Origin of the sequence: Pseudomonas sp. Pseusp97 (genome assembly GCF_047304025.1) — a bacterium.
In the GTDB taxonomy this organism is placed as follows: domain Bacteria; phylum Pseudomonadota; class Gammaproteobacteria; order Pseudomonadales; family Pseudomonadaceae; genus Pseudomonas.
On record NZ_JBGLYK010000110.1, the window covers coordinates 1 to 18,574 of the forward strand.

Sequence of the window (18,574 nt, forward strand, 5' to 3'; positions counted from 1 at the left end):
AGCTTGCTCGCGAACCGCCCAATGCCGGCATGGCCGGTTGATCTGGTTCGCGAGCAAGCTCGCTCCTACGAAAAGAACCGTCGTCACTTCAGCTGACTGGAACTCTTGCCCAGCAACCGTCGCGCCACGATCAGCAGCTGGATCTGCTGGGTGCCTTCGAAGATGTCGAGGATCTTCGAATCCCGCGCCCATTTCTCCAGCAACTCCTCTTCCCCATAACCCAGCGCGCCGGCCAGCTCGACGCATTTCAGCGTCACCTCGTTGGCCACCCGCCCGGCCTTGGCCTTGGCGATGGAAGCCTCCTTGGAGTTGGGCTGGCGGTTGTCAGCCATCCAGGCAGCCTTCAGGGTCAGCAGGCGTGCCGCTTCCCATTCGGCTTCCAGGCGATACAGCGTGGCTTCGGCATGACTGGCGCCGAGCAGCGGCTGGCGATAATCGAAGCGGCAACCGGCTTTCTTCAGCAGCTCGCGGGTGCGATCCAGCGAAGCCTTGGCCACGCCGATGGCCATGGCAGCCACCAGCGGACGGGTGTTGTCGAAGGTTTCCATCACCCCGGCGAAACCTTTCTGCACGTCGATCTCGACATTGCCCAGCAGGTTGGCGGCCGGCACGCGGCAGTCGCTGAAGCTGATGGACGCGGTGTCCGAGGCCTTGATGCCGAGCTTCTTTTCCAGGCGGGTGACTGTCATGCCCGGCGTGCCCTTCTCAACCACGAACGACTTGATCGCCGCGCGCCCCAGGTTCTTGTCCAGGGTTGCCCAGACCACAACCGCGTCGGCGCGGGCGCCGGAGGTGACGAATATCTTCTCGCCATTGAGCAGGTAATGATCACCATCGCGAGAAGCAGTGGTGCGGATCGCCGCCGAGTCCGAGCCGCAACCCGGCTCGGTGATGGCCATGGCCGCCCAGGTACCGGAGAAGCGCTTGAGCTGCTCCTCGTTGGCCACCGCGGCGATGGCGGCGTTGCCCAGGCCCTGGCGCGGCATCGCCAGCAGCAGGCCGGTGTCGCCCCAGCACATCTCCATTACGCCCAGGCAGGCGGAGAGGTTGCCGCCGTTCTTCACCCCCTCCTCCGCGCCAGCCTTGCGCTTGCTGGCCGAGGTCGCGCCCACGGCGTCGGGCGACCCGGCGTTCATGCCGTCCAGCAGCGCGGCCAGCAGGTCCAGCTCCTTGGGGTAGGCGTGCTCGGCCTTGTCGTACTTGCGCGATATGGGTCGCAGGTAGTTCTCCGCCACCTGGCGGGCCTGGTTCTGCAAGGTGCGGAATTTCTTTGGCGTCTCGAGGTACATGCAAGGCTCCTTACAGGTGCAGGCCGCCAGCCATCAGGCTGACGGCGCGCAGGTCGCGGTACCAGCGCTCGGCCGGGTGTTCCTGGGTGAAACCGTGGCCGCCGAGCAGTTGCACCGCGTCGGTGCCTATCTTCATCGCCTTCTCGGCGCAGAGCAGCTTCGCCAGATAAGCCTCGCGGTGGAACGCCTGGCCACGCTCGGCCAGCGCGCAGGCGCGCCAGACCATCAGGCGCATGGCGTCCAGCTCGATGGCGATGTCGGCGACCATGAAGGCGACGCCCTGGCGATGACTGATCGGCTCGCCGAAGGCCTCGCGCTCGTTGCAGTAGGTGATCACGTAGTCCAGCGCGGCCTGCCCGGTGCCGACGGCCAGCGCACACCAGGCCAGCGCGGTGTAGTCGAGGAAGGCCTGGTAGTCGAAGCGCTCCGCCGCCAGCCGCTGTTCGGCCGGAACCTTCACGCCCTTGAAGCGAACCCGCGCGGTGCCGGTGGCCTTCAGGCCCATGGCCGGTTCGGCGCGCACTTCGACGCCCTTGGCGCGGGTATCGATGAGGAACAGCGCCGGGCCGTCGCCGGCATCCGCCGCGACGATCAGCTTCTGCGCATCCACGCCGCGCACCACCAGGCATTTTTCGCCAGACAGCGTGTAGCTCGAACCACGCTTGCGCGCCTTGGTGGACAGGCGCAGTGGATCGGCCAGCAGCTGCGGCTCGTTCACTGCGATGGCAATCAGCGGCGCAGCGTCGTCACCGACAAAGGCCGGCAGCCAGCGCGCCTGTTGTTGCGGGGAGGCCCAGCGGCGAATGCAGTTGGCCGCCGACAACGGCACCAGCAGCGCAACGGCCAGGCTCAGGTCGCCACGGGCGAGGGATTCGGCGATCAGCGCGTTGGTCACCACGGTGCGCTCGCCGGCCATGCCGCCGTGCACTTCGCTGACGCCGTAGTGGGTCAGGCCCAGTTCCTGCGCCTGGGCCAGCAGCTCAAGGCTCAGGCTGGCCTTGGCATCAGCGTCGTGGGCGGCCGGACGCAGCACTTCGGCGGCGAAGCCTTCGAGCATCTCCACCAGCATCTGCTGCTCGTCGGACAGGGACAGGTCGAACAGCCCGTCCGGGTCTGCCTTGCGTGGGGTCTTGGGCTGTTTGGCGGCGCGCTCGCTGGCCAGCCGGAAGCCGGTGCGGCTGCCGCTATAGAGGAGTCGTTCGAAGGGCTTGCGCAGCTTGAGTCGATCCGGCCAGTCGGCCTGGGCGACACGGTTCAGCACGGCCAGGGCGCGGCCCTGCACGTCGGTGGTCATGGCATCTCGCTCCGCGGAGGGTGGATGCCCCGATCATGCGCCGGGAATTGGCGGAGGGACCATGACCGCTTTGCCGCCCTGTGCTGGCAATGCGGTCAGTGGGGAGACTTGTAGGAGCGAGCTTGCTCGCGAACGGTGTTCCGCCTGGCACTGTCGTGTCATGCGGTTCGCGAGCAAGCTCGCTCCTACAACAAGCCCTATGATCAGCCCTGGTGGCGAATCTTCTCGACAATGGCAGTGGTGGAGCTGTTTTCCACCAGGCCCAGCACGCGGACTTCGCCGCCGTAGGCCTTGACGATATCGGCGCCGACCACCTGCTCGACGCCGTAGTCGCCACCCTTCACCAGCACGTCCGGGCGGACTTCGGTAAGCAGCCGCTCGGGGGTGTCCTCGGCGAAGCTGACAACCCAGTCCACTGCGCCGAGGCCAGCGAGCACAGCCATGCGGCGGTCGACGCTGTTGATCGGGCGGCCGGGGCCTTTCAGGCGGGTTACCGAGGCGTCGTCGTTGGTCGCGACGATCAGGCGGTCGCCCTGGGCGCGCGCCTGTTCGAGGTAGGTCACGTGGCCGGCGTGGAGGATGTCGAAGCAGCCGTTGGTGAAGACGATCTTCTCGCCGTGCGCGCGGGCGTCCTCGATGGCCAGCAGCAGTTGCTCGAGGCTCAGTACGCCACGCTCGGAGCCCTGCTCGCGCTGTACGGCGCGGCGCAGTTCCGGGGCGCTGATGGCAGCGGTACCCAGCTTGCCGACCACTATGCCGGCAGCGAGATTGGCCAGGGCCACGGCCTGCGGCAGGTCCTCGCCGGCAGCGATGGCGCCGGCCAGGGTGGAAATCACGGTGTCGCCGGCGCCGGTGACGTCGAACACTTCGCGGGCACGGGCCGGCAGGTGCAGGGCGTTGTGGCCGGGACGCAGCAAGGTCATGCCGTGTTCGCCACGGGTGACCAGCAGCGCGCCGAGTTCCAGCTCGGTCATCAGTTGCTGGCCCTTGGCGACCAGATCGGCCTCATCAGTGCAGCGACCGACGATGGCTTCGAATTCGGAGAGGTTCGGGGTGATCAGGCTGGCGCCGCGGTAGATGGCGAAGTCCTTGCCCTTGGGATCGGCCAGCACCGGGATGCCGCGCTGGCGGGCAGCCTGGATCAGTTGCTGGTGGTTCTTCAGTGCGCCCTTGCCGTAGTCGGAGAGCACCAGAACGCGGACCTGGTCGAGCAGCGCCTCGACGTCGGCGGACAGCGCCACGGCGTCGGTGCGGAAGGCTTCCTCGAAGTCCACGCGCAGCAGTTGCTGGTGGCGGCTCATGACCCGCAGCTTGACGATGGTCGGCTGGCCAGCGATGCGCTGGAAGCGGGTGGTCACGCCCACCGCCTGCAGGCTGTCGCTCAGGCTGTCGGCAGCTTCGTCGACGCCGGTGACGCCGACCAGGAAGGCCGGGGCGCCGAGGGCGGCGAGGTTCAGCGCGACGTTGGCGGCGCCACCGGGACGATCCTCATGCTGCTCGACCCGCACCACGGGCACCGGCGCCTCGGGCGAGATGCGCGAGGTCGCGCCGTGCCAGTAGCGGTCGAGCATCACGTCGCCTACCACCAGCACGGGGGCCTGATCGAATCGGGGCATGGTCAATTTCATGGGAACTCCGCAGGTCGAAATCGCCGCGGATAATACCATAGCCGCCCAGTGCGACTTGCGCCGAACACCGGGCGGTCGCGGCGATGGTTACGGGACTTTGCGTACCCAGAACAGCTCGTGGCGGCGCACCGCCTTGCGGAAGAACTCGTCGTCGCCGGTGACCGGCCACTGGCGCCCGGCGAGCACGCGCTGGATCAGCCGGCGCAGGCGCTTCTTGCCGCTGAGCGGGGTCTGCAGGTCATGCTGCAGGGCCAGGGCCTGGGCCTTGTCGATGCGGGTCGCGGCATCCAGCACCGGGCTCCACAGCGGGTCGGCCGGTAATGCCTCGATACAAGGCGGCAGGGCGATGCCGCCGTCGGCCGGGCCCATGGGCCAGCGGTCGTTGTCGTGCAGGTGGTTGGCGTAAAGCAGCAGGGTCTGCGGCTTCCAGCTGCTGCGCGAGATCGCCTCCAGCGTCGCCCGGGTGGCTTGCACGTGGTCAGCATGGGGGTCCAGTTCCGGGTGCGCGGTGAGGATCACTTCCGGGCGGATGCGTTCGATTAGCGCGGTGAGGTCGGCCACCAGGTTCAGCCAGGTCGGTGCGCCGTCGCTGTCGGCTGGCAGCGCGAACGGATTGAAGCCGCGCACGCTGCGAATATCGACCTCGCCGGATTCCTTCGAGCCGAACGCCTGGCTCGGCTCGGCGGCCATGGCCGGCAGTTGCAGGCAGTAGTAGCCCAGCTGCACGCAGCGCTCGGCCGGCACCCCACCCCAGAGCGGCGCGGCAATGCTGTCCCAGGTGCGCAGGCGGCCCTTCAGCCGGGCGGCGGCAGCCTTGTCCAGCCCCAGGCGCTGGTAGTGCTCGGCCTCGATCTCGCCTTGGGTCAGGGTGACGATCCAGGCCTCCGGGCAGCGGCTGTACTGACCGAAGGCGGCCAGCTCGGCGTCGTCCGCGTGGGGCGCGATGATCAGCAGGCGCTGCTGGGCATAGTCGGGGTTGTGGAAGGCGTGCAGCACGCCCTGCTGCGCCAGCCGGCAATGACGGCTGCGCAGGCGCAGATGGCCGGAGCGCAGCGCTTCACCCTGGCCGGACAGGTTGATGTAGCGCCTGCCGTTGACGCCACGCTCGAAGTCCTGGCGATCGGACTCGACGCCTTCGATCAGCACCTGCGGGTCCAGCCAGCGGCCGAGCAGCGAGGCCCTGACCTCGATCTCCAGCACCAGCGTCTCCTCGTTCTCCGGCAGCGCGCCGGTGGCGACATGCAGGCCGTGCGGGCCGAGCGACACCGGCAGGGCGATGGAGCCCTCGGGGAAGTCGTAGCGGTAGTCGTCGCGCGGCGAATAGAAGAGGTGGTCGGCGAACCAGGCTTCATGGGCGACCCAGCCGAGCAGCACGGCCAGCGGCACGCTCCACCAGGGCGCGAAGATACCCAGCAGGATCAGCGCCAGCAGGGCGACGAGCAGGACCGCGCGCTTCTTGCGGCGGTGCTGTTTGAGCAGGTGCTGTTTACGGCCGGACACGGTGGTTTTTCTCCGTTGATACCGAGCGCGGACGGAGTCCGCTCCTGCGCACAGGCCAAGGCACCGTGCATGAACTGTAGGAGCGAGCTTGCTCGCGAACAGTGTTCCGCATGGCACGGACGTGTCATGCGGTTCGCGAGCAAGCTCGCTCCTACGAAGAGCCTGACTTCAGACCTGGAACACCGGCACGCGGTGACACCAGCGGTCCTTGTATTCACGGTCGGCGCGGCCGAAGGAGTAGCGCAGCGGCTTGCCCAGCGCCTCGGCTTCCGCCCAGGCTTCCTGGGTATTGACGAAGCTGAGCACGCTGCCGGGGCTGAACTCGCGGTTTTCCGGCGCCACGCCGCCGTTGATGTATTCGACGCTGACCCACTTCGGCGCTTCGACCCGATAGAGAATCTGGATCGCCACCGGCTTGCCGTCCAGGCGTACCAGCGAACCGCGCATGAATTCGCGCATCAGGCCGAAGACTTCGGCCAGCCGCGCCTTGCCCGGCACTTCGAACTCCCAGCGGCGCTGGAACAGGTCGGCATAGATGCTCGCCTGTTCCTCGGGGCTCAGCTCGCTCATGGGCTGCAGCACGCCGCCCGCCTCTTCCAGCAGGCGCTGTTCGCGGCGCTGGTTGTAGCGGAACTTCTTCGAGAAGTCGGCCGGCGCGCGGTTCATCGCCAGTTGCTCGGGCTGCTCGCGGGCGTCGCTGACCTGCTCGCGATTGAGCTCGGAGAGGTAACGCACCCGATGGCGCAGCTCGATGCGCGCACCTTCGGCGATGGGCAGGATGATTTCGGCATTGCCCAGGTCGAACAGCGCCTTCTTGCCCTCGCGCTTGAGCACGTCCTTGGACAGCGCCAGGTTGTGCCCCCAGGTCGGCACGGCGGCGCGCAGTTCATCGCCTTCGAACCAGCCCAGGTAGCGCACCGGAATACCGGCCAGGTGTGCCAGCCGCGCGACCACGTCGGGGTGGGTGGCGACGCTGCCGCCGAAGCGCTGCCAGGCGGCGGCATAGTCCGCCTCCGCGATGGGCGTCCAGCCGCGCTCGCGGAAGATTCGCAGACGGTTCAGCATGTGCGCGGCTGCGTCATACCGGCTGCTCGACCGGGGCTTCTTCGGCGCCGTCCACCGGATCGTCAGCGAACTGGCGGGCATGCAGGCGGGCGTAGTAACCGTTCTGGGCGATCAGTTCGTCGTGGGAACCCCGTTCGACGATGTGGCCCTGGTCCATCACCAGGATCAGGTCCGCCGCCTCGATGGTGCTCAGGCGGTGGGCGATGACCAGGGTGGTGCGGCCTTCCATGACCTTTTCCAGCGCGGCCTGGATGTGCCGCTCGGACTCGGTGTCCAGCGCCGAGGTGGCCTCGTCGAGGATCAGCACCGGCGCATCCTTGAGCAGCGCGCGGGCAATCGCCAGGCGCTGGCGCTGGCCGCCGGAGAGCATCACGCCGTTCTCGCCGACTTCGGTGTCGAACCCTTCGGGCAGGCGGTCGATGAACTCGCGGGCGAAGGCATCGTCAGCCGCCTTCTCCACTGCTTCGCGCGGCTTGCTGGCCAGGTCGCCATACGCGATGTTGTTCAGCACGCTGTCGTTGAACAGGTTGACCTGCTGGGTGACCAGCGCGATGTGCTTGCGCAGGTTGCGCAGCTTGTAGTCCTCGACGTCCAGGCCATCGAGCAGGATCTGACCGTCGCTGTGCGCATAGAAGCGCGGGATCAGGTTGGCCAGCGTCGACTTGCCGCTGCCCGAGCGGCCGACCAGGGCGACCATCTGGCCGGGCTCGACGGTGAAGTTCAGGTCGTTGAGGACCTGCTTCTGGGTACCCGGATAGGTGAAGCTGAGGTTGCGCACTTCCAGGCGACCGCTGACGCGCTCGCGCTCGGCGGTGCCGTTGTCCACTTCCTGCTCCTGGTCGAGCTGGTCGAAGATACTCTCCGCGCCGGCCACGCCCTTCTGGATGGTCGAGCTGACTTCCGAGAGCTGGCGAATCGGCTTGGGCAGCAGGCCCGCCATGGAAATGTAGGCGACCAGCTCGCCGGCGGTGGCATCGCCACGCAGCAGCAGCACCAGGTAGAGCAGCACGGCCATGGCGCTGTAGATCACCAGCTGCAGCATCGGCGTGTAGACCGCCGAGGTCTTGTTCATGCGCAGGTTCTTCTTGGTGTTGTCGTTGCTCACCTTGAGGAAGCGCTTGCTCTCGTAGGGTTCGCCACCGAAGCTGCGGACCACCCGGTAACCGTGGATGGTCTCGGAGGCGACGTGCGTGACGTCGCCCATGGCCACCTGGATCTTCTTGCTCTGCTTGCGGAACTTGCGGCTGGCGCTGGTCACCATCACGGCGATGACCGGCAGGATCGCCAGCATCACCAGGGTCAGCTTCCAGTTCATGTACAGCAGCGAGGCGAACAGGAAGACCACGGTCATGCCTTCGCGGATCACCACCTTGATGGCGTCGGTCGCAGCGCCGGTGACCATGGTCACGTTGAAGGTAATGCGTGAAATCAGATGGCCGGAGTTGTGCCGGTCGAAATAGCGGTTGGGAAGGGTCAACAGGTTGTTGAACAGCTCCACGCGCAGGTCATGGACCAGCCCGAGGGAAACCTTGGCCAGGAAATAGTTGCCCAGGAACGAGCCGACGCCTTGCCAGACGGCAATCAGCACCACCAGCAGCGGCACGGCGTAGAGCAGTTCCAGGTCCCGCAGCCAGGCCCATGGGGCGTCGGGGAACAGCGCGGCGTCCGGATTGGTCAGGCCGTCGACGAAGTACTTGAGGATGCCGGCTAGCATCGGCTGGGTGGCAGCGAAGATCAGGAAGCCAACGATGCTCAGTGCGAACAGGCCCATGTAGGGGCGCACGTAGGAGAGCAGGCGGAAGTAGATCTTGATGCTGGACACCGGCTGGGCGCTCCGGGGAGAATCACTCATGAAGTGCAAGCTGCCTTGTCGTAAGAAGACTGCGGATAATACCACCGCCGTCCCACTCCATGTTGCCCCCAGGTCTGACAGTCTGTCCCGATGAACGCCCTCGACGATTCCTCCTATCTTTCACTCGTCGACGGCGCCGAAGTCATCGAACGCGACCCCCACGGCGACAAGGTGCTGCACCTGCGCGACGGCAGCTTCCTCAAGCTGTTCCGGCGCAAGCGGCTGATTTCAACAGCCCTGCTCTCGCCGCCGGACAAGCGCTTCCAGAACAACTGCCTGGCGCTCTCCGCCAAGGGCATTCCCTGCCCCAGGCCCCTGCGCACCTACAGCTTCCCGGACATCGAGCGCACGGCCGTGCGCTACGAGCCACTGCCGGGGCACACCCTGCGCAGCTACATCCCGACCCAGGAGCCCGAGCGCCAGCTGCAGATGCTGCGCGAGCTGGCGGCGTTCATCGCGCGCCTGCACGACCTGGGCATCTACTTCCGCTCGCTGCACCTGGGCAACGTGATCCTGACGCCTTCCGGCGAGTACGGACTGATCGACCTGTCCGACCTGAGGACCCGTTCGGCGCCCTTGTCCCGTGCCCTGCGAAAACGTAATTTCAAGCACTTGCTGCGCTACAAGAAGGATCTCGGCCTGATCCGCAAGCTGGGTCTGGCGGCCTTCTTCGACTTCTATAACAAGAACACCAGTACGACCCTGGACAGCCGCGAGCTCATCGCCGAATACCAAGGCGCCGGGGCGTAACCAGACAACGGGAGCGAGCCTCCACCCAGATCAGGGAATGTCCGAAAATGAGCGAAACGATGAAGATCTTCGTCGGATGCGATCCGAACGACTGCGATCTAGAACAGATGATGGTGCTCGAGTACAGCCTGCGGAAGCACGCCAGCCAGCCGGTCGACATTCACTGGATGCAGCTGTCCCGCGACCCGCAGAGCTTCTGGTACTCCAGGCCCGAGCAGGCCGAGGGCTGGCGCAGCGACGACTGGACCACGCCGTTCTCCGGCTTCCGCTGGGCCATTCCGGCGTTCTGCAACTTCGAGGGCCGGGCGATCTACATGGACGCCGACGTGGTGATCCTCAGTGACATCGCCGAGCTGTGGAACACGCCTTTCGAGCCGGGCAAGATCGTCATGGCCAAGGGCGGCGAGGAATCCTGGCGTTTCTGCGTGTCGATGTGGGACTGCGCCGCTGCCAGGGCACACCTGCCGCCGCTGGAAGAGATCCGCAGCGATCGCAAGGCGCACCACAAGCTGCGCGACTACTTCCGTGATCACACCCAGCTGATCCAGGCGTTCGACACCCAGTTCAACAACATCGACGGCGAAGGTCATCCGATCGACGCGATCAAGATCCTGCACTATTCGGACATCGGCACCCAGCTGTCGCACAAGCACTCGTTCAAGCGACTGGAAAGCCAGGGCGAGAAGCACTGGTTCGACGGCGCGGTCTTCGATCACCCGCGCAAGGACCTGATCGAGCTGTTCGACCGCTACCTCGCCGAAGCCCTTGCCGCCGGCTACTCACTGGACAGCTACAAGGTGAAGCAACGCTTCGGCGCCATCACCAAGGCTTCGCAGAAGAACTACAAGGGCAATGACGTGACCCGCGGCAAGAAGAGCGGCGGGCTGCTCAGCCGCCTGTTCGGCCGCTGATCCCACCAGCCATCACGCCGCCCGGCGTGATGGCTGTCTTCCTCAAGGGCGCTGTTCGACCCGATGCTGGGTCGCTACCGCCAGGCAACCTGCCATCGGCAACCAGAACCACATCCACACCAGGTTCGGCGCCGCGACAAAGAAGTGCAGCTCGACGGTCATCACCACCGCGGCCGACACCATCACCGAGAACCACAGCCTGGAAAACTCCGAACGGGCTTTCCACGCGCCCCAGATGCAGGCAGCCATGGCCAGCAGCATCGTGACCAGGCCGACCAGGCCGAACTGGTAGAGCACTTCCAGGTAGAGACTGTGCGGGTTGCGCACCACCTGCCCGGTGGACAGAACGACCTTGCCCAGCTCGGTGTGCGAGCCGTGACCGAACCACCAGGCCTCGCCGATGCGCTCGAACACTACGCGCCAGATCTCGTCGCGGTGCGTCAGCCCGCGAGAGCCGAACTCGTACATGACCTGCTCGAACGCGAAGACCAGCACCGCGAGGCCGGCGAGCACCGACAGCCCCACGGCGAAGACTCGCTGGCGCCCCTGGGTCATGCACAGCACCAGCACGCCGGCGCCCATCAGGCCGGCAACCCAGGCGGAACGGGCAAATGTGAAATACAGGTAGGTGAACAGCACCAGGCTGCAGGCCAGCCACACCGTGCGCATCGTCCAGTTGCGCGCGCGCATCAGCAACCAGACCGCAACGATGAAGCAGAAGGCATAGTGCATGCCCGCCTCGATGGTGATGCCGAAGTCGGCGATGCCGGGCACCCCGGAGTCCTTGATGTTCATCATCCGGTAGCCGAGCTCGAACTGGCCCTGCAGTGCCTTGTTGGCCAGGGAGAAACCGGCGAAGCCGGCGCCGGCCAGTGCGTCCAGGCCCAGCACGAAGAGCCATGCCCGACTCTCCCGTCCGCCCATGATCATCACTGCCCAGGTGAAGAACAGGATCACCAGCAGCTGTTTCACCGAGCTGGGCGAATCGGTCAGGATCGAGTTGAGCAGCAGCCCGATCCAGAACACCATGTAGAGCAGGAATGGCAGCGTCGTCAGGCGTGCGCGCTCGCGGAACAGTTGCAGCGAGAGGAAGATCACCGCCAGGAACGAACCCAGGCGGATGCTTTTCAGCCAGTCGCCGTTCTCGGTGGGCCACCAGAAGCGCCCTACCACCAGCATGCTCAGGGTAATGACGGCGAAGGCCAGCCCCACCAGTTTCAACCAATCCGACCTTCTTTCGAGTTGCATAACACCACGCTGGCAAGTCAGTGATCGACGGCGCATCGCCGTCGGGAATCAGAGTTTGATGACGGTAACGCCGGAGGTACGGGTCCACTCCCGCTCGAAGTCCCAGGCGTGGCCATCCCAGAAGGAACCACCCTCGTCGGAGAATCCGACCAGGACGATTTCGTAATCCGCCTGCTTGAGACGCTTCACATAGTCGAAGAACGCCACGGCATAGAAGCCGGTGGACGGACCGCCGCGGGTCGGCAGGCGCTCGTACGGGTAGCCCTCCAGCGCCGGGAACGGCTGGCGCAGGGGCAGGAACGACGCGGCGCGATGCGAGGGCGGCAACGCCTCCACCTCTCCACCCAGCAGGAGACTGTGGAAACGTGAATTGAACCAGGGGAACAGGCGCAGCCAGCCCTTGTAGGGGAAACCGAAATAGCCGCTCTTGCGGTAGTTGTGGCGGTGGATGAACAGGTTGTGCCACTGGCGGCGCAGCAACGTGCGGTTGCGGCACTTATTGAAACTCACCACCAGATCATCCGGGCAGAGCGCCAGTGCATCGATGTGCTCGCGGGTGATCGCCGGATTGTTCGCCAGCAGGACTACCCGGCGCGACGCGACGATGCGCGCCAGCAGTTCCGGCGAAACCCGCTCCAGGGATTGTTGTGCGGCAGCCAGCATCGAGTGTCAGTCCTTCAACAGGGTGGCGATATCGTCCGCCGTATAGAGCCTTGCAATCACCTGGTCGTTGCCGCCCTGCTTGAGGTTCGAACTGTACAGGGCAATATCCTGGGTTCCCGGCACGCTGAGGAAATGCTCGTCGCTGTCGGAAATCTGCCGCACCCGCGTTCCCGAACGCAGGGCATGCCAGTGCAGCCAGATGTCATCGGCCTTCGGCGTCACCTCGACGAAGGCCTCGCCTTCGTCCTTGAGCACCTGCTGCAGCGCAGCCGGGTAGAGTACGCCGGAAACGCCGATGGCGAAGTTGCGCACGCTGGGCGTCTTGTCCAGCTGGGTGGCCCAGCCGTGATAGGGCTGGATCACGCCATTCTCGATGCCGATCCGCTTGGCCATGTAGCAGACCACCTGGTCAGGGGTCTGTTCATGGGCCGCCTGCAGGCCGGCGAGCCAGCTGCCGGGATAGAGCACGTCATCGTCCGCGGTCACCAGCGGCGCGCCGATTCTCTCATCCTGAACGTAGGGAAAATACTTCTTGTGCGGCCCGTAATTATTGCAGCGCTTTACTTCCAGGCCGCGCGCCTGCAGGCGCCGCAGCGGCGCAGGCAGGTCGGCGAGGGTCTTTTCCTCATCGACCCAGAGGATCAGCCGCGAAGGCAGCAGGTCGCCCGCGGCGATGGATTCCAGCGTGATGTGCACCTTGCGCAGCCGCGTCGAATAGCTGGTCAGCGAAACGACCGGGCCACCCTCGGCGACCACCCGCCGCGAGCCGAAGCGGTTGGCCAGTGCGTAGCGCAGCAACAGCCACTTGCGCTGCAGGCGGGTGCGGTACTTGCGAACCTTGCGGGCGAGCTTCGAGCCCTGGGAGCCGCGCCCCATCAGGCGCTGCGCTCCAGGGAGTCGCCACGGCCCACCGCGTAGTACATCAGGCCGGCTGCGCGAACCTCGTCGGGGTTATACAGGTTGCGGCCGTCGATGATCACCGGACGGCGCAGGGTAGCGGCCAGCCAGGCGAAGTCCACCGCGCGGAACTCCTTCCATTCGGTGCAGATCACCAGCACGTCCGCGCCTTCGAGGACCGCCTCGCGGCTGCCGACCAGCTCCAGGTCGGCGCGCTCGCCGTAGACGCGGCCGATCTCGTGGGAGGCCACCGGGTCGTAGGCGCGTACGCGGGCACCGCGCTCCCACAGCGCTTCCATCAGCACACGACTGGGAGCCTCGCGGATGTCATCGGTATTGGGCTTGAAGGCCAGGCCCCAGATACCCACGGTGAGCCCGGACAGCTCTCCGTCGAAGGCCTGCAGCAGCTTGCGCAGCAGCACATGCTTCTGCCGGTCGTTGACCCGCTCGACCGCACGCAGCAGTTCGGCGTCGTAGCCGATTTCACCGGCGGTACGTTCCAGCGCCTGCACGTCCTTCGGGAAGCAGGAGCCGCCATAGCCGCAGCCGGGATAGATGAAGTGATAGCCGATGCGCGGATCGGAACCGATCCCCAGGCGCACCTGTTCCACGTCGGCGCCCACCCGCTCGGCGATATTGGCGATCTCGTTCATGAAGCTGATCTTGGTCGCGAGCATCGCGTTGGCCGCGTACTTGGTCAGCTCGGAAGCGCGCACGCCCATGAAGAACAGCTTGTCATGGTTGCGGTTGTAGGGCGCGTAGCATTCGCGCATCAGGCTGCGCACCTCTTCCGAATCGGTGCCGACCACGATGCGCGGGCCGCGAGTGAAGTCCTCGATGGCGGCGCCTTCCTTGAGGAATTCGGGGTTCGAGCAGACATCGAAGCGGAAGTCGGCGCCACGCTTGCGCTGCTCGTCGAGCACCGCTGCCTGCACCTTGTCGGCGGTGCCGACCGGCACGGTGGACTTGTTCACCACCACCTTGTAGCCATCGATGTGCTGGCCGATGGTGCGCGCCACGTTGAGCACGTAGGTCAGGTCGGCGGAGCCGTTCTCGTCCGGCGGGGTGCCGACGGCGATGAACAGCAGCGTGCCGAAGGCGATGGCGTCGGCGGCGTCCTCGGTGAAGTGGATGCGTCCGGCGGCCAGGTTGTTGCGCACCATGACGTCCAGGCCCGGCTCGTAGATCGGGATCTCGCCCCGGCACAGCATCTGCGTGCGCTCGCTGTTGGTGTCGACGCAGATCACCTGGTGGCCGGCGTCGGCCAGGCAGGCGCCGGTCACCAGACCGACATAACCGCTTCCGAAGATCGTGATTTTCATGCTCAGACCCTGCTGTTGCGAGGCCGCCGCCCGCGCCTCAGGCGCGGGAGAACAGCGACCCGAGCCGACGGAGAAGACCCGGCCGGCTGATTCCTTGGGGATTCGGGTGGGGCAGCGCGAGGACTTTCGAGAAGGCTTCGGCGCGCTGGCTCAGGCGATGTCGCTCGAACACCAGGTCATGCCCGGCACGCGCGATGGCTTCGGCTCGCTGTGGATCGGCCAGCAGCTGGCGGTACTTCTCCATCAGCTCTTCGAGCGTGTCGTAGTGCACCACGTTCTGCATGTCGAGCAGCCCGAGCAGCGAGTCCTCGGTGGGCTGGCGCTTGGCGACCAGCACGCTGCCGCAGGCCATGGCCTCGAAATTCTTCGCCATGTACTCGTTGAAGCCGATATCCGCGCTGAGGAAGAAGCGGATGCGGTTGAGCACCGTCAGGTACTCGTCGGGATTCTCGGTACGCAGCAGTTGCAGCGGGGTCTGCTCGGCCACGCGGTCGAGCAGTTCCTTGCGCCGGCCATAGACCTTGCTCTTCACCCGGCCGACGAAGGCCAGGTCGATGTCGCGCGGCAACCCCAGGTCCTTGAGCTGGCGATCGTCGAAGGCCTTGGGCACGAAGTGGGCGTTGACGCCCTGCTTGGCGAAATAGCCGCGCACGGACTCGCTGGTGTAGATCACCGGCGCGCCCTTGAGCGAATGGAAGAAGCGCAGGAACTTGCCGTAGAACTTGCTCTCGCCCATGAACTCCTGGTACGCGTCCTCCTCGTAGTACACCAGCCCTGGCAGGGCCCGCACGCTGTCGAAGGCGTGCGCGGCGCGGCGCAGGGGGATGTCGAAGAGCACCCGCTCGTAACCGGAGGTGTCCAGGTTGGACAAGGTGCGCGGCAGGTCGCGGATTTCCTCCTTGCTCAGCTTGATCATGCGCGAACCGGGGTTCAGCGCGATCAGGCCTTCATAGAGGGTATCCAGCGAGCGGGCGCGCTCCTGGCGATTGATGATCAGGACACGCATGCTGGCGCTCCGCCTGTCACTGCACGCCGTCCTTGACCACCAGGATGTCCTGCATGATCAGGTATTGCAGGTCCGAGCCGTAGAACATGTTCAGCGCATCGGTCGGCGAGCAGACCATCGGCTCGCCACGGCGGTTGAGCGAGGTGTTGAGCGCAACGCCGTTGCCGGTGAGCTTCTCCAGCTCCTTCATCATGTCGTAGTAGCGCGGGTTGAACTCGCGCTTGAGGACCTGGGCGCGCGAGGTGCCGTCTTCGTGGACGACTTCCGGCACGCGGGTCTTCCACTCTTCGTTGACTTCGAAGGTGAAGGTCATGAACGGCGCCGGGTGGTCGATCTTGAACATCTGCGGGCCGACGGTATCGAGCATCGACGGGCAGAAGGGCCTCCAGCGCTCGCGGAACTTGATCTGCGCGTTGATGCGGTCGGCGACCCCGGCGATGCTCGGGCAGCCGATGATCGACCGGCCACCCAGGGCGCGCGGGCCGAACTCCAGGCGACCCTGGAACCAGGCCACCGGGTTGCCTTCGACCAGCACCTTGGCGATGTGCTCGGGCACGTTGTCGATCTTGCGCCACTGCGGCTTGGCCTCGTGGCGGGCGCAGGCGGCGATGACGTCTTCGTTGCTGTATTCCGGGCCGAGGTAGACGTGTTCCATCTTCTCGACCGGCACGCCACGCTCCCACGACACATAGGCCGCCGCGCCAACCGCGGTGCCGGCGTCGCTGGCCGCGGGCTGCACGTACAGCTCCTTGACCTCGGGACGAGCGATGATCTTCTGGTTGAGCTTGACGTTCAGCGCGCAGCCGCCGGCGAAGGCGATCTTGCCGGTCTCGCGGATGATGTCGCCCAGGTAGTAATCCATCATTTCCAGCGCCAGCTTCTCGAACAGGGCCTGGATGCTGGCGGCGTAGTGGATGTAGGGGTCGTCGGCGATGTCGCCTTCACGCTTCGGACCGAGCCACTCGATCAGCTTGGGCGAGAAGTAGTAGCCCTTGCCCTTTTCCTTGTAGCGACGGAAGCCGATGACGTTGGCGTAGTCGGTGTTGATGATCAGCTCACCGTTCTCGAACTTGGCGAGACGGGAGAAATCGTACTTGCTGGCGTCGCCGTAGGGCGCCATGCCCATGACCTTGAACTCGCCATCGAGCATGTCGAAGCCAAGGTACTCGGTCAGCGCGCCGTACAGGCCGCCCAGGGAGTCCGGATCGTAGAACTCCTTGATCTTGTGGATCTTGCCGTTCTCGCCGTAGCCGAAGAAGGTGGTGGCGTACTCACCCTTGCCGTCGATCCCGAGGATCGCCGTCTTCTCCTTGAAGCCCGAGCAGTGGTAGGCGCTGGAGGCGTGGGCCAGGTGGTGCTCGACCGGCTGGATCTTGACCTTCTTCAGGTCGAAGCCCAGCTGCTGCAGGCACCACTGGATGCGCTTGTAGTAGCGGTGGTAGCGGCGGTTGCCGAGCAGGATGGCGTCCAGCGCGCGGTCGGGCGCGTAGGCGTAGCGCTTGGCGTAGTGCCAGCGGGCCTTGTCGAAGATGCTGATGGGGGCGAAGGGAATGGCCACCACATCAACGTCCGACGGCTTGATCCCGGCCTGTTCCAGGCAGAACTTGGCCGACTCGTAGGGCATGCGGTTCTTCGCGTGCTTGTCGCGGACGAAGCGCTCTTCTTCGACGGCCGCGACCAGCTTGCCGTCGATGTACAGGGCGGCGGAAGGGTCATGGCTTACGGCGCCGGACAGGCCGAGGATGGTCAATGCCACAGGGTCTAGCCTCTTTCATCTGGGCGGGTGCCGGGCACCCGCGGTAAACGTTCGTCGAGCAGCCGGTGCAGTGCGCCGCCCTCTGGCCAGTTGCGCAGGAAGCGCGCACGGTCACGGGCATAGGCGCGGGCGAAGCTCGCTTCTCGCGAGTGGCGCTGCATGGCATCGAGGTCGATCAACGACCACTGCCCGCCTTCGCCCTGCTCCTGCCAGAACAGGTTGTGCCCCTTCAGGTCGCCGTGGCTGATGCGCTCGCGCACCAGCGCCGCGAACAGTCTGTCCAGGGCCACAAGATCCGATTCCGGCGGCAGGCCGCCCCCCTCCGGATGGTCCAGGTAGGGTTTGAAACGGGCGATTATATCCTGACCCGCCAGGTAATCGGTAATCAGGAAGGCCGGGCCGCGCAGCCACAGCCAGCGCCGCTCGATCACCGCCAGCGGCCTGGGCGTGGCGATGCCGAGGAAGTCCAGGCGATTGCCCTCGCGCCAGGAAGCCCAGGCGCGGCTGGGGCGCCAGAAGCGCTTGAACCAGTGCAGCAGGTTCTTGATGTTGTAGCGCTTGACCACCAGCGGCCGGCCGTCGAGCTCGACGCGGGCCACAGTCGCGGCGCCGCCGGTCTTGTAAATGTGTCCCTTGGCAATGAAGGCGTCGGGATCGGCCAGCAGCGGCTGCAGCCCTTCCTCTTCCTCGCGGCGCACCGCGCGCAGGCCGAAAGGCCCCTTGAGCACGCTGAACAGGCTGCAGTCGCGGGCGATCTTCTTCATCAGGTCGCCGACGCGCCAGCGTCGAACCCTGGCAATTTCCTTCTGCAGGGCTTCCAGCGGCAATGCGTGCTCGCCGTTGGCCAGCAGGTAGTGGATCAGCAGTTCTTCCAGATACGGATCGAGGCTCGCCGGCAGCTGGGCGAAGAACACGCCGAGGTTTTCCAGCACGTGCTTGCGCGACAGCGGTTGCCCGGGGGTTTCCGCGCGGATGCCGGCGCCATCGATCAGGTACAGCTTGCCGGCGTGGCGCAGCAGGTTGTCCAGGTGCAGGTCTTCCTGCCACAGGCCCTTCGCGTGCAGCTGGGCGATGGCGGTCAGCGCCTCGGCGATGACCGCGGTCTGGCCGTCGGACAGCAGCGGCTCGCCTTCCACGGCGCGCCAGGCATCCCAGAGGCTTTGCGCGTTATCGAGGAATTCGAAGAGCAGCCAGCCGCCCTCGCCGTCCTTCAGGCCATCGGCCAGCAACTGCGGCGTGGTCAGGCCCTGCTCGGCGAGCAGGCGCACGCCCTCGCGTTCGCGCTGGAAATGGCGCGCGGCCTTGCCGCCGACCAGTTCCTCGCAATCGGGTGGGGGGTGTCCTTTCTGGTCCTGCTCATGGCCATCGCCGGGTTCGGGGGGGGCGGCGCGGT

General features: G+C 65.9%; 15 protein-coding genes. 2 read left to right on the forward strand and 13 right to left on the reverse strand.

Annotated elements, in window-relative coordinates; translation table 11 throughout:
• Positions 1 to 83: 83 nt before the first annotated feature.
• From ACCC94_RS17940 to msbA, 6 genes are all read right to left on the reverse strand, one after another.
• The gene (locus ACCC94_RS17940; RefSeq protein ID WP_413350841.1) at positions 84 to 1,289 is read right to left on the reverse strand and encodes an acyl-CoA dehydrogenase family protein; all 1,206 of its coding nucleotides are present in this window, start codon (positions 1,287 to 1,289) and stop codon (positions 84 to 86) included.
• A 10-nt stretch (positions 1,290 to 1,299) separates the two neighbouring features.
• Positions 1,300 to 2,583 carry an acyl-CoA dehydrogenase family protein gene (locus tag ACCC94_RS17945; RefSeq protein ID WP_413350842.1) on the reverse strand — a complete coding sequence of 428 codons (1,284 nt, stop codon included), beginning with the start codon at positions 2,581 to 2,583 and terminating at the stop codon, positions 1,300 to 1,302.
• 203 nt (positions 2,584 to 2,786) lie between these two features.
• The gene (gene hldE, locus ACCC94_RS17950) at positions 2,787 to 4,211 is read right to left on the reverse strand and encodes a bifunctional D-glycero-beta-D-manno-heptose-7-phosphate kinase/D-glycero-beta-D-manno-heptose 1-phosphate adenylyltransferase HldE (protein WP_413350843.1); all 1,425 of its coding nucleotides are present in this window, start codon (positions 4,209 to 4,211) and stop codon (positions 2,787 to 2,789) included.
• An 87-nt stretch (positions 4,212 to 4,298) separates the two neighbouring features.
• Positions 4,299 to 5,711 carry a PIG-L deacetylase family protein gene (locus ACCC94_RS17955; RefSeq protein ID WP_413350844.1) on the reverse strand — a complete coding sequence of 471 codons (1,413 nt, stop codon included), beginning with the start codon at positions 5,709 to 5,711 and terminating at the stop codon, positions 4,299 to 4,301.
• A gap of 168 nt (positions 5,712 to 5,879) precedes the next feature.
• On the reverse strand, positions 5,880 to 6,776 hold the full coding sequence (locus ACCC94_RS17960) for a GNAT family N-acetyltransferase (protein ID WP_413350845.1): 897 nt from the start codon (positions 6,774 to 6,776) through the stop codon (positions 5,880 to 5,882).
• Between the two features lie 13 nt (positions 6,777 to 6,789).
• The gene (gene msbA, locus ACCC94_RS17965) at positions 6,790 to 8,628 is read right to left on the reverse strand and encodes a lipid A export permease/ATP-binding protein MsbA (protein WP_413350846.1); all 1,839 of its coding nucleotides are present in this window, start codon (positions 8,626 to 8,628) and stop codon (positions 6,790 to 6,792) included.
• Positions 8,629 to 8,718: 90 nt separating this feature from the next.
• On the opposite strand from msbA, the gene ACCC94_RS17970 reads away from it, so the two are divergent.
• Both ACCC94_RS17970 and ACCC94_RS17975 read left to right on the forward strand, forming a co-directional pair.
• On the forward strand, positions 8,719 to 9,378 hold the full coding sequence (locus ACCC94_RS17970) for a phosphotransferase (protein WP_413350848.1): 660 nt from the start codon (positions 8,719 to 8,721) through the stop codon (positions 9,376 to 9,378).
• A gap of 47 nt (positions 9,379 to 9,425) precedes the next feature.
• The gene (locus tag ACCC94_RS17975) at positions 9,426 to 10,289 is read left to right on the forward strand and encodes a glycosyltransferase (RefSeq protein WP_413350849.1); all 864 of its coding nucleotides are present in this window, start codon (positions 9,426 to 9,428) and stop codon (positions 10,287 to 10,289) included.
• Positions 10,290 to 10,331: 42 nt separating this feature from the next.
• On the opposite strand, the gene ACCC94_RS17980 is transcribed toward ACCC94_RS17975, so the two are convergent.
• The 7 genes from ACCC94_RS17980 to ACCC94_RS18010 all read right to left on the reverse strand — a co-directional run.
• Complete coding sequence (locus ACCC94_RS17980; RefSeq protein WP_413350855.1) at positions 10,332 to 11,501, reverse strand: O-antigen ligase family protein; 1,170 nt, start codon at positions 11,499 to 11,501, stop codon at positions 10,332 to 10,334.
• Between the two features lie 84 nt (positions 11,502 to 11,585).
• Entirely contained in the window at positions 11,586 to 12,200 is a 615-nt protein-coding gene (locus tag ACCC94_RS17985; protein WP_413350850.1) for a hypothetical protein, read from the reverse strand.
• A gap of 6 nt (positions 12,201 to 12,206) precedes the next feature.
• A complete protein-coding gene (locus tag ACCC94_RS17990) occupies positions 12,207 to 13,076 on the reverse strand; it encodes a hypothetical protein (RefSeq protein WP_413350851.1) in 870 nt (289 codons plus the stop codon).
• Positions 13,076 to 14,419 (reverse strand): UDP-glucose dehydrogenase family protein, encoded by a 1,344-nt coding sequence (locus tag ACCC94_RS17995; RefSeq protein WP_413350852.1) that lies wholly within the window; start codon positions 14,417 to 14,419, stop codon positions 13,076 to 13,078. Before ACCC94_RS17995 ends, ACCC94_RS17990 begins: the two co-directional genes overlap by 1 nt.
• Before the next feature lie 37 nt (positions 14,420 to 14,456).
• The gene (locus tag ACCC94_RS18000; RefSeq protein ID WP_413350853.1) at positions 14,457 to 15,425 is read right to left on the reverse strand and encodes a glycosyltransferase; all 969 of its coding nucleotides are present in this window, start codon (positions 15,423 to 15,425) and stop codon (positions 14,457 to 14,459) included.
• Between the two features lie 16 nt (positions 15,426 to 15,441).
• Positions 15,442 to 17,181, reverse strand: coding sequence for a carbamoyltransferase (locus tag ACCC94_RS18005; RefSeq protein WP_233297384.1), 1,740 nt, complete (start codon positions 17,179 to 17,181; stop codon positions 15,442 to 15,444).
• A gap of 5 nt (positions 17,182 to 17,186) precedes the next feature.
• Positions 17,187 to 18,574 (reverse strand): lipopolysaccharide kinase InaA family protein (locus ACCC94_RS18010; protein ID WP_413350854.1); only part of this gene is annotated, 1,388 nt, incomplete at its 5' end.

Coding starts and splice junctions, on each gene's coding strand:
- ACCC94_RS17995 (WP_413350852.1), bottom strand. CDS start 14,419: ATGAAAATCACGATCTTCGGAAGCGGTTATGTCGGTCTGGTGACCGGC.
- ACCC94_RS17985 (WP_413350850.1), bottom strand. CDS start 12,200: ATGCTGGCTGCCGCACAACAATCCCTGGAGCGGGTTTCGCCGGAACTG.
- hldE (WP_413350843.1), bottom strand. CDS start 4,211: ATGAAATTGACCATGCCCCGATTCGATCAGGCCCCCGTGCTGGTGGTA.
- msbA (WP_413350846.1), bottom strand. CDS start 8,628: ATGAGTGATTCTCCCCGGAGCGCCCAGCCGGTGTCCAGCATCAAGATC.
- ACCC94_RS17945 (WP_413350842.1), bottom strand. CDS start 2,583: ATGACCACCGACGTGCAGGGCCGCGCCCTGGCCGTGCTGAACCGTGTC.
- ACCC94_RS17990 (WP_413350851.1), bottom strand. CDS start 13,076: ATGGGGCGCGGCTCCCAGGGCTCGAAGCTCGCCCGCAAGGTTCGCAAG.
- ACCC94_RS17975 (WP_413350849.1), top strand. CDS start 9,426: ATGAGCGAAACGATGAAGATCTTCGTCGGATGCGATCCGAACGACTGC.
- ACCC94_RS17940 (WP_413350841.1), bottom strand. CDS start 1,289: ATGTACCTCGAGACGCCAAAGAAATTCCGCACCTTGCAGAACCAGGCC.
- ACCC94_RS17960 (WP_413350845.1), bottom strand. CDS start 6,776: ATGCTGAACCGTCTGCGAATCTTCCGCGAGCGCGGCTGGACGCCCATC.
- ACCC94_RS18000 (WP_413350853.1), bottom strand. CDS start 15,425: ATGCGTGTCCTGATCATCAATCGCCAGGAGCGCGCCCGCTCGCTGGAT.
- ACCC94_RS17970 (WP_413350848.1), top strand. CDS start 8,719: ATGAACGCCCTCGACGATTCCTCCTATCTTTCACTCGTCGACGGCGCC.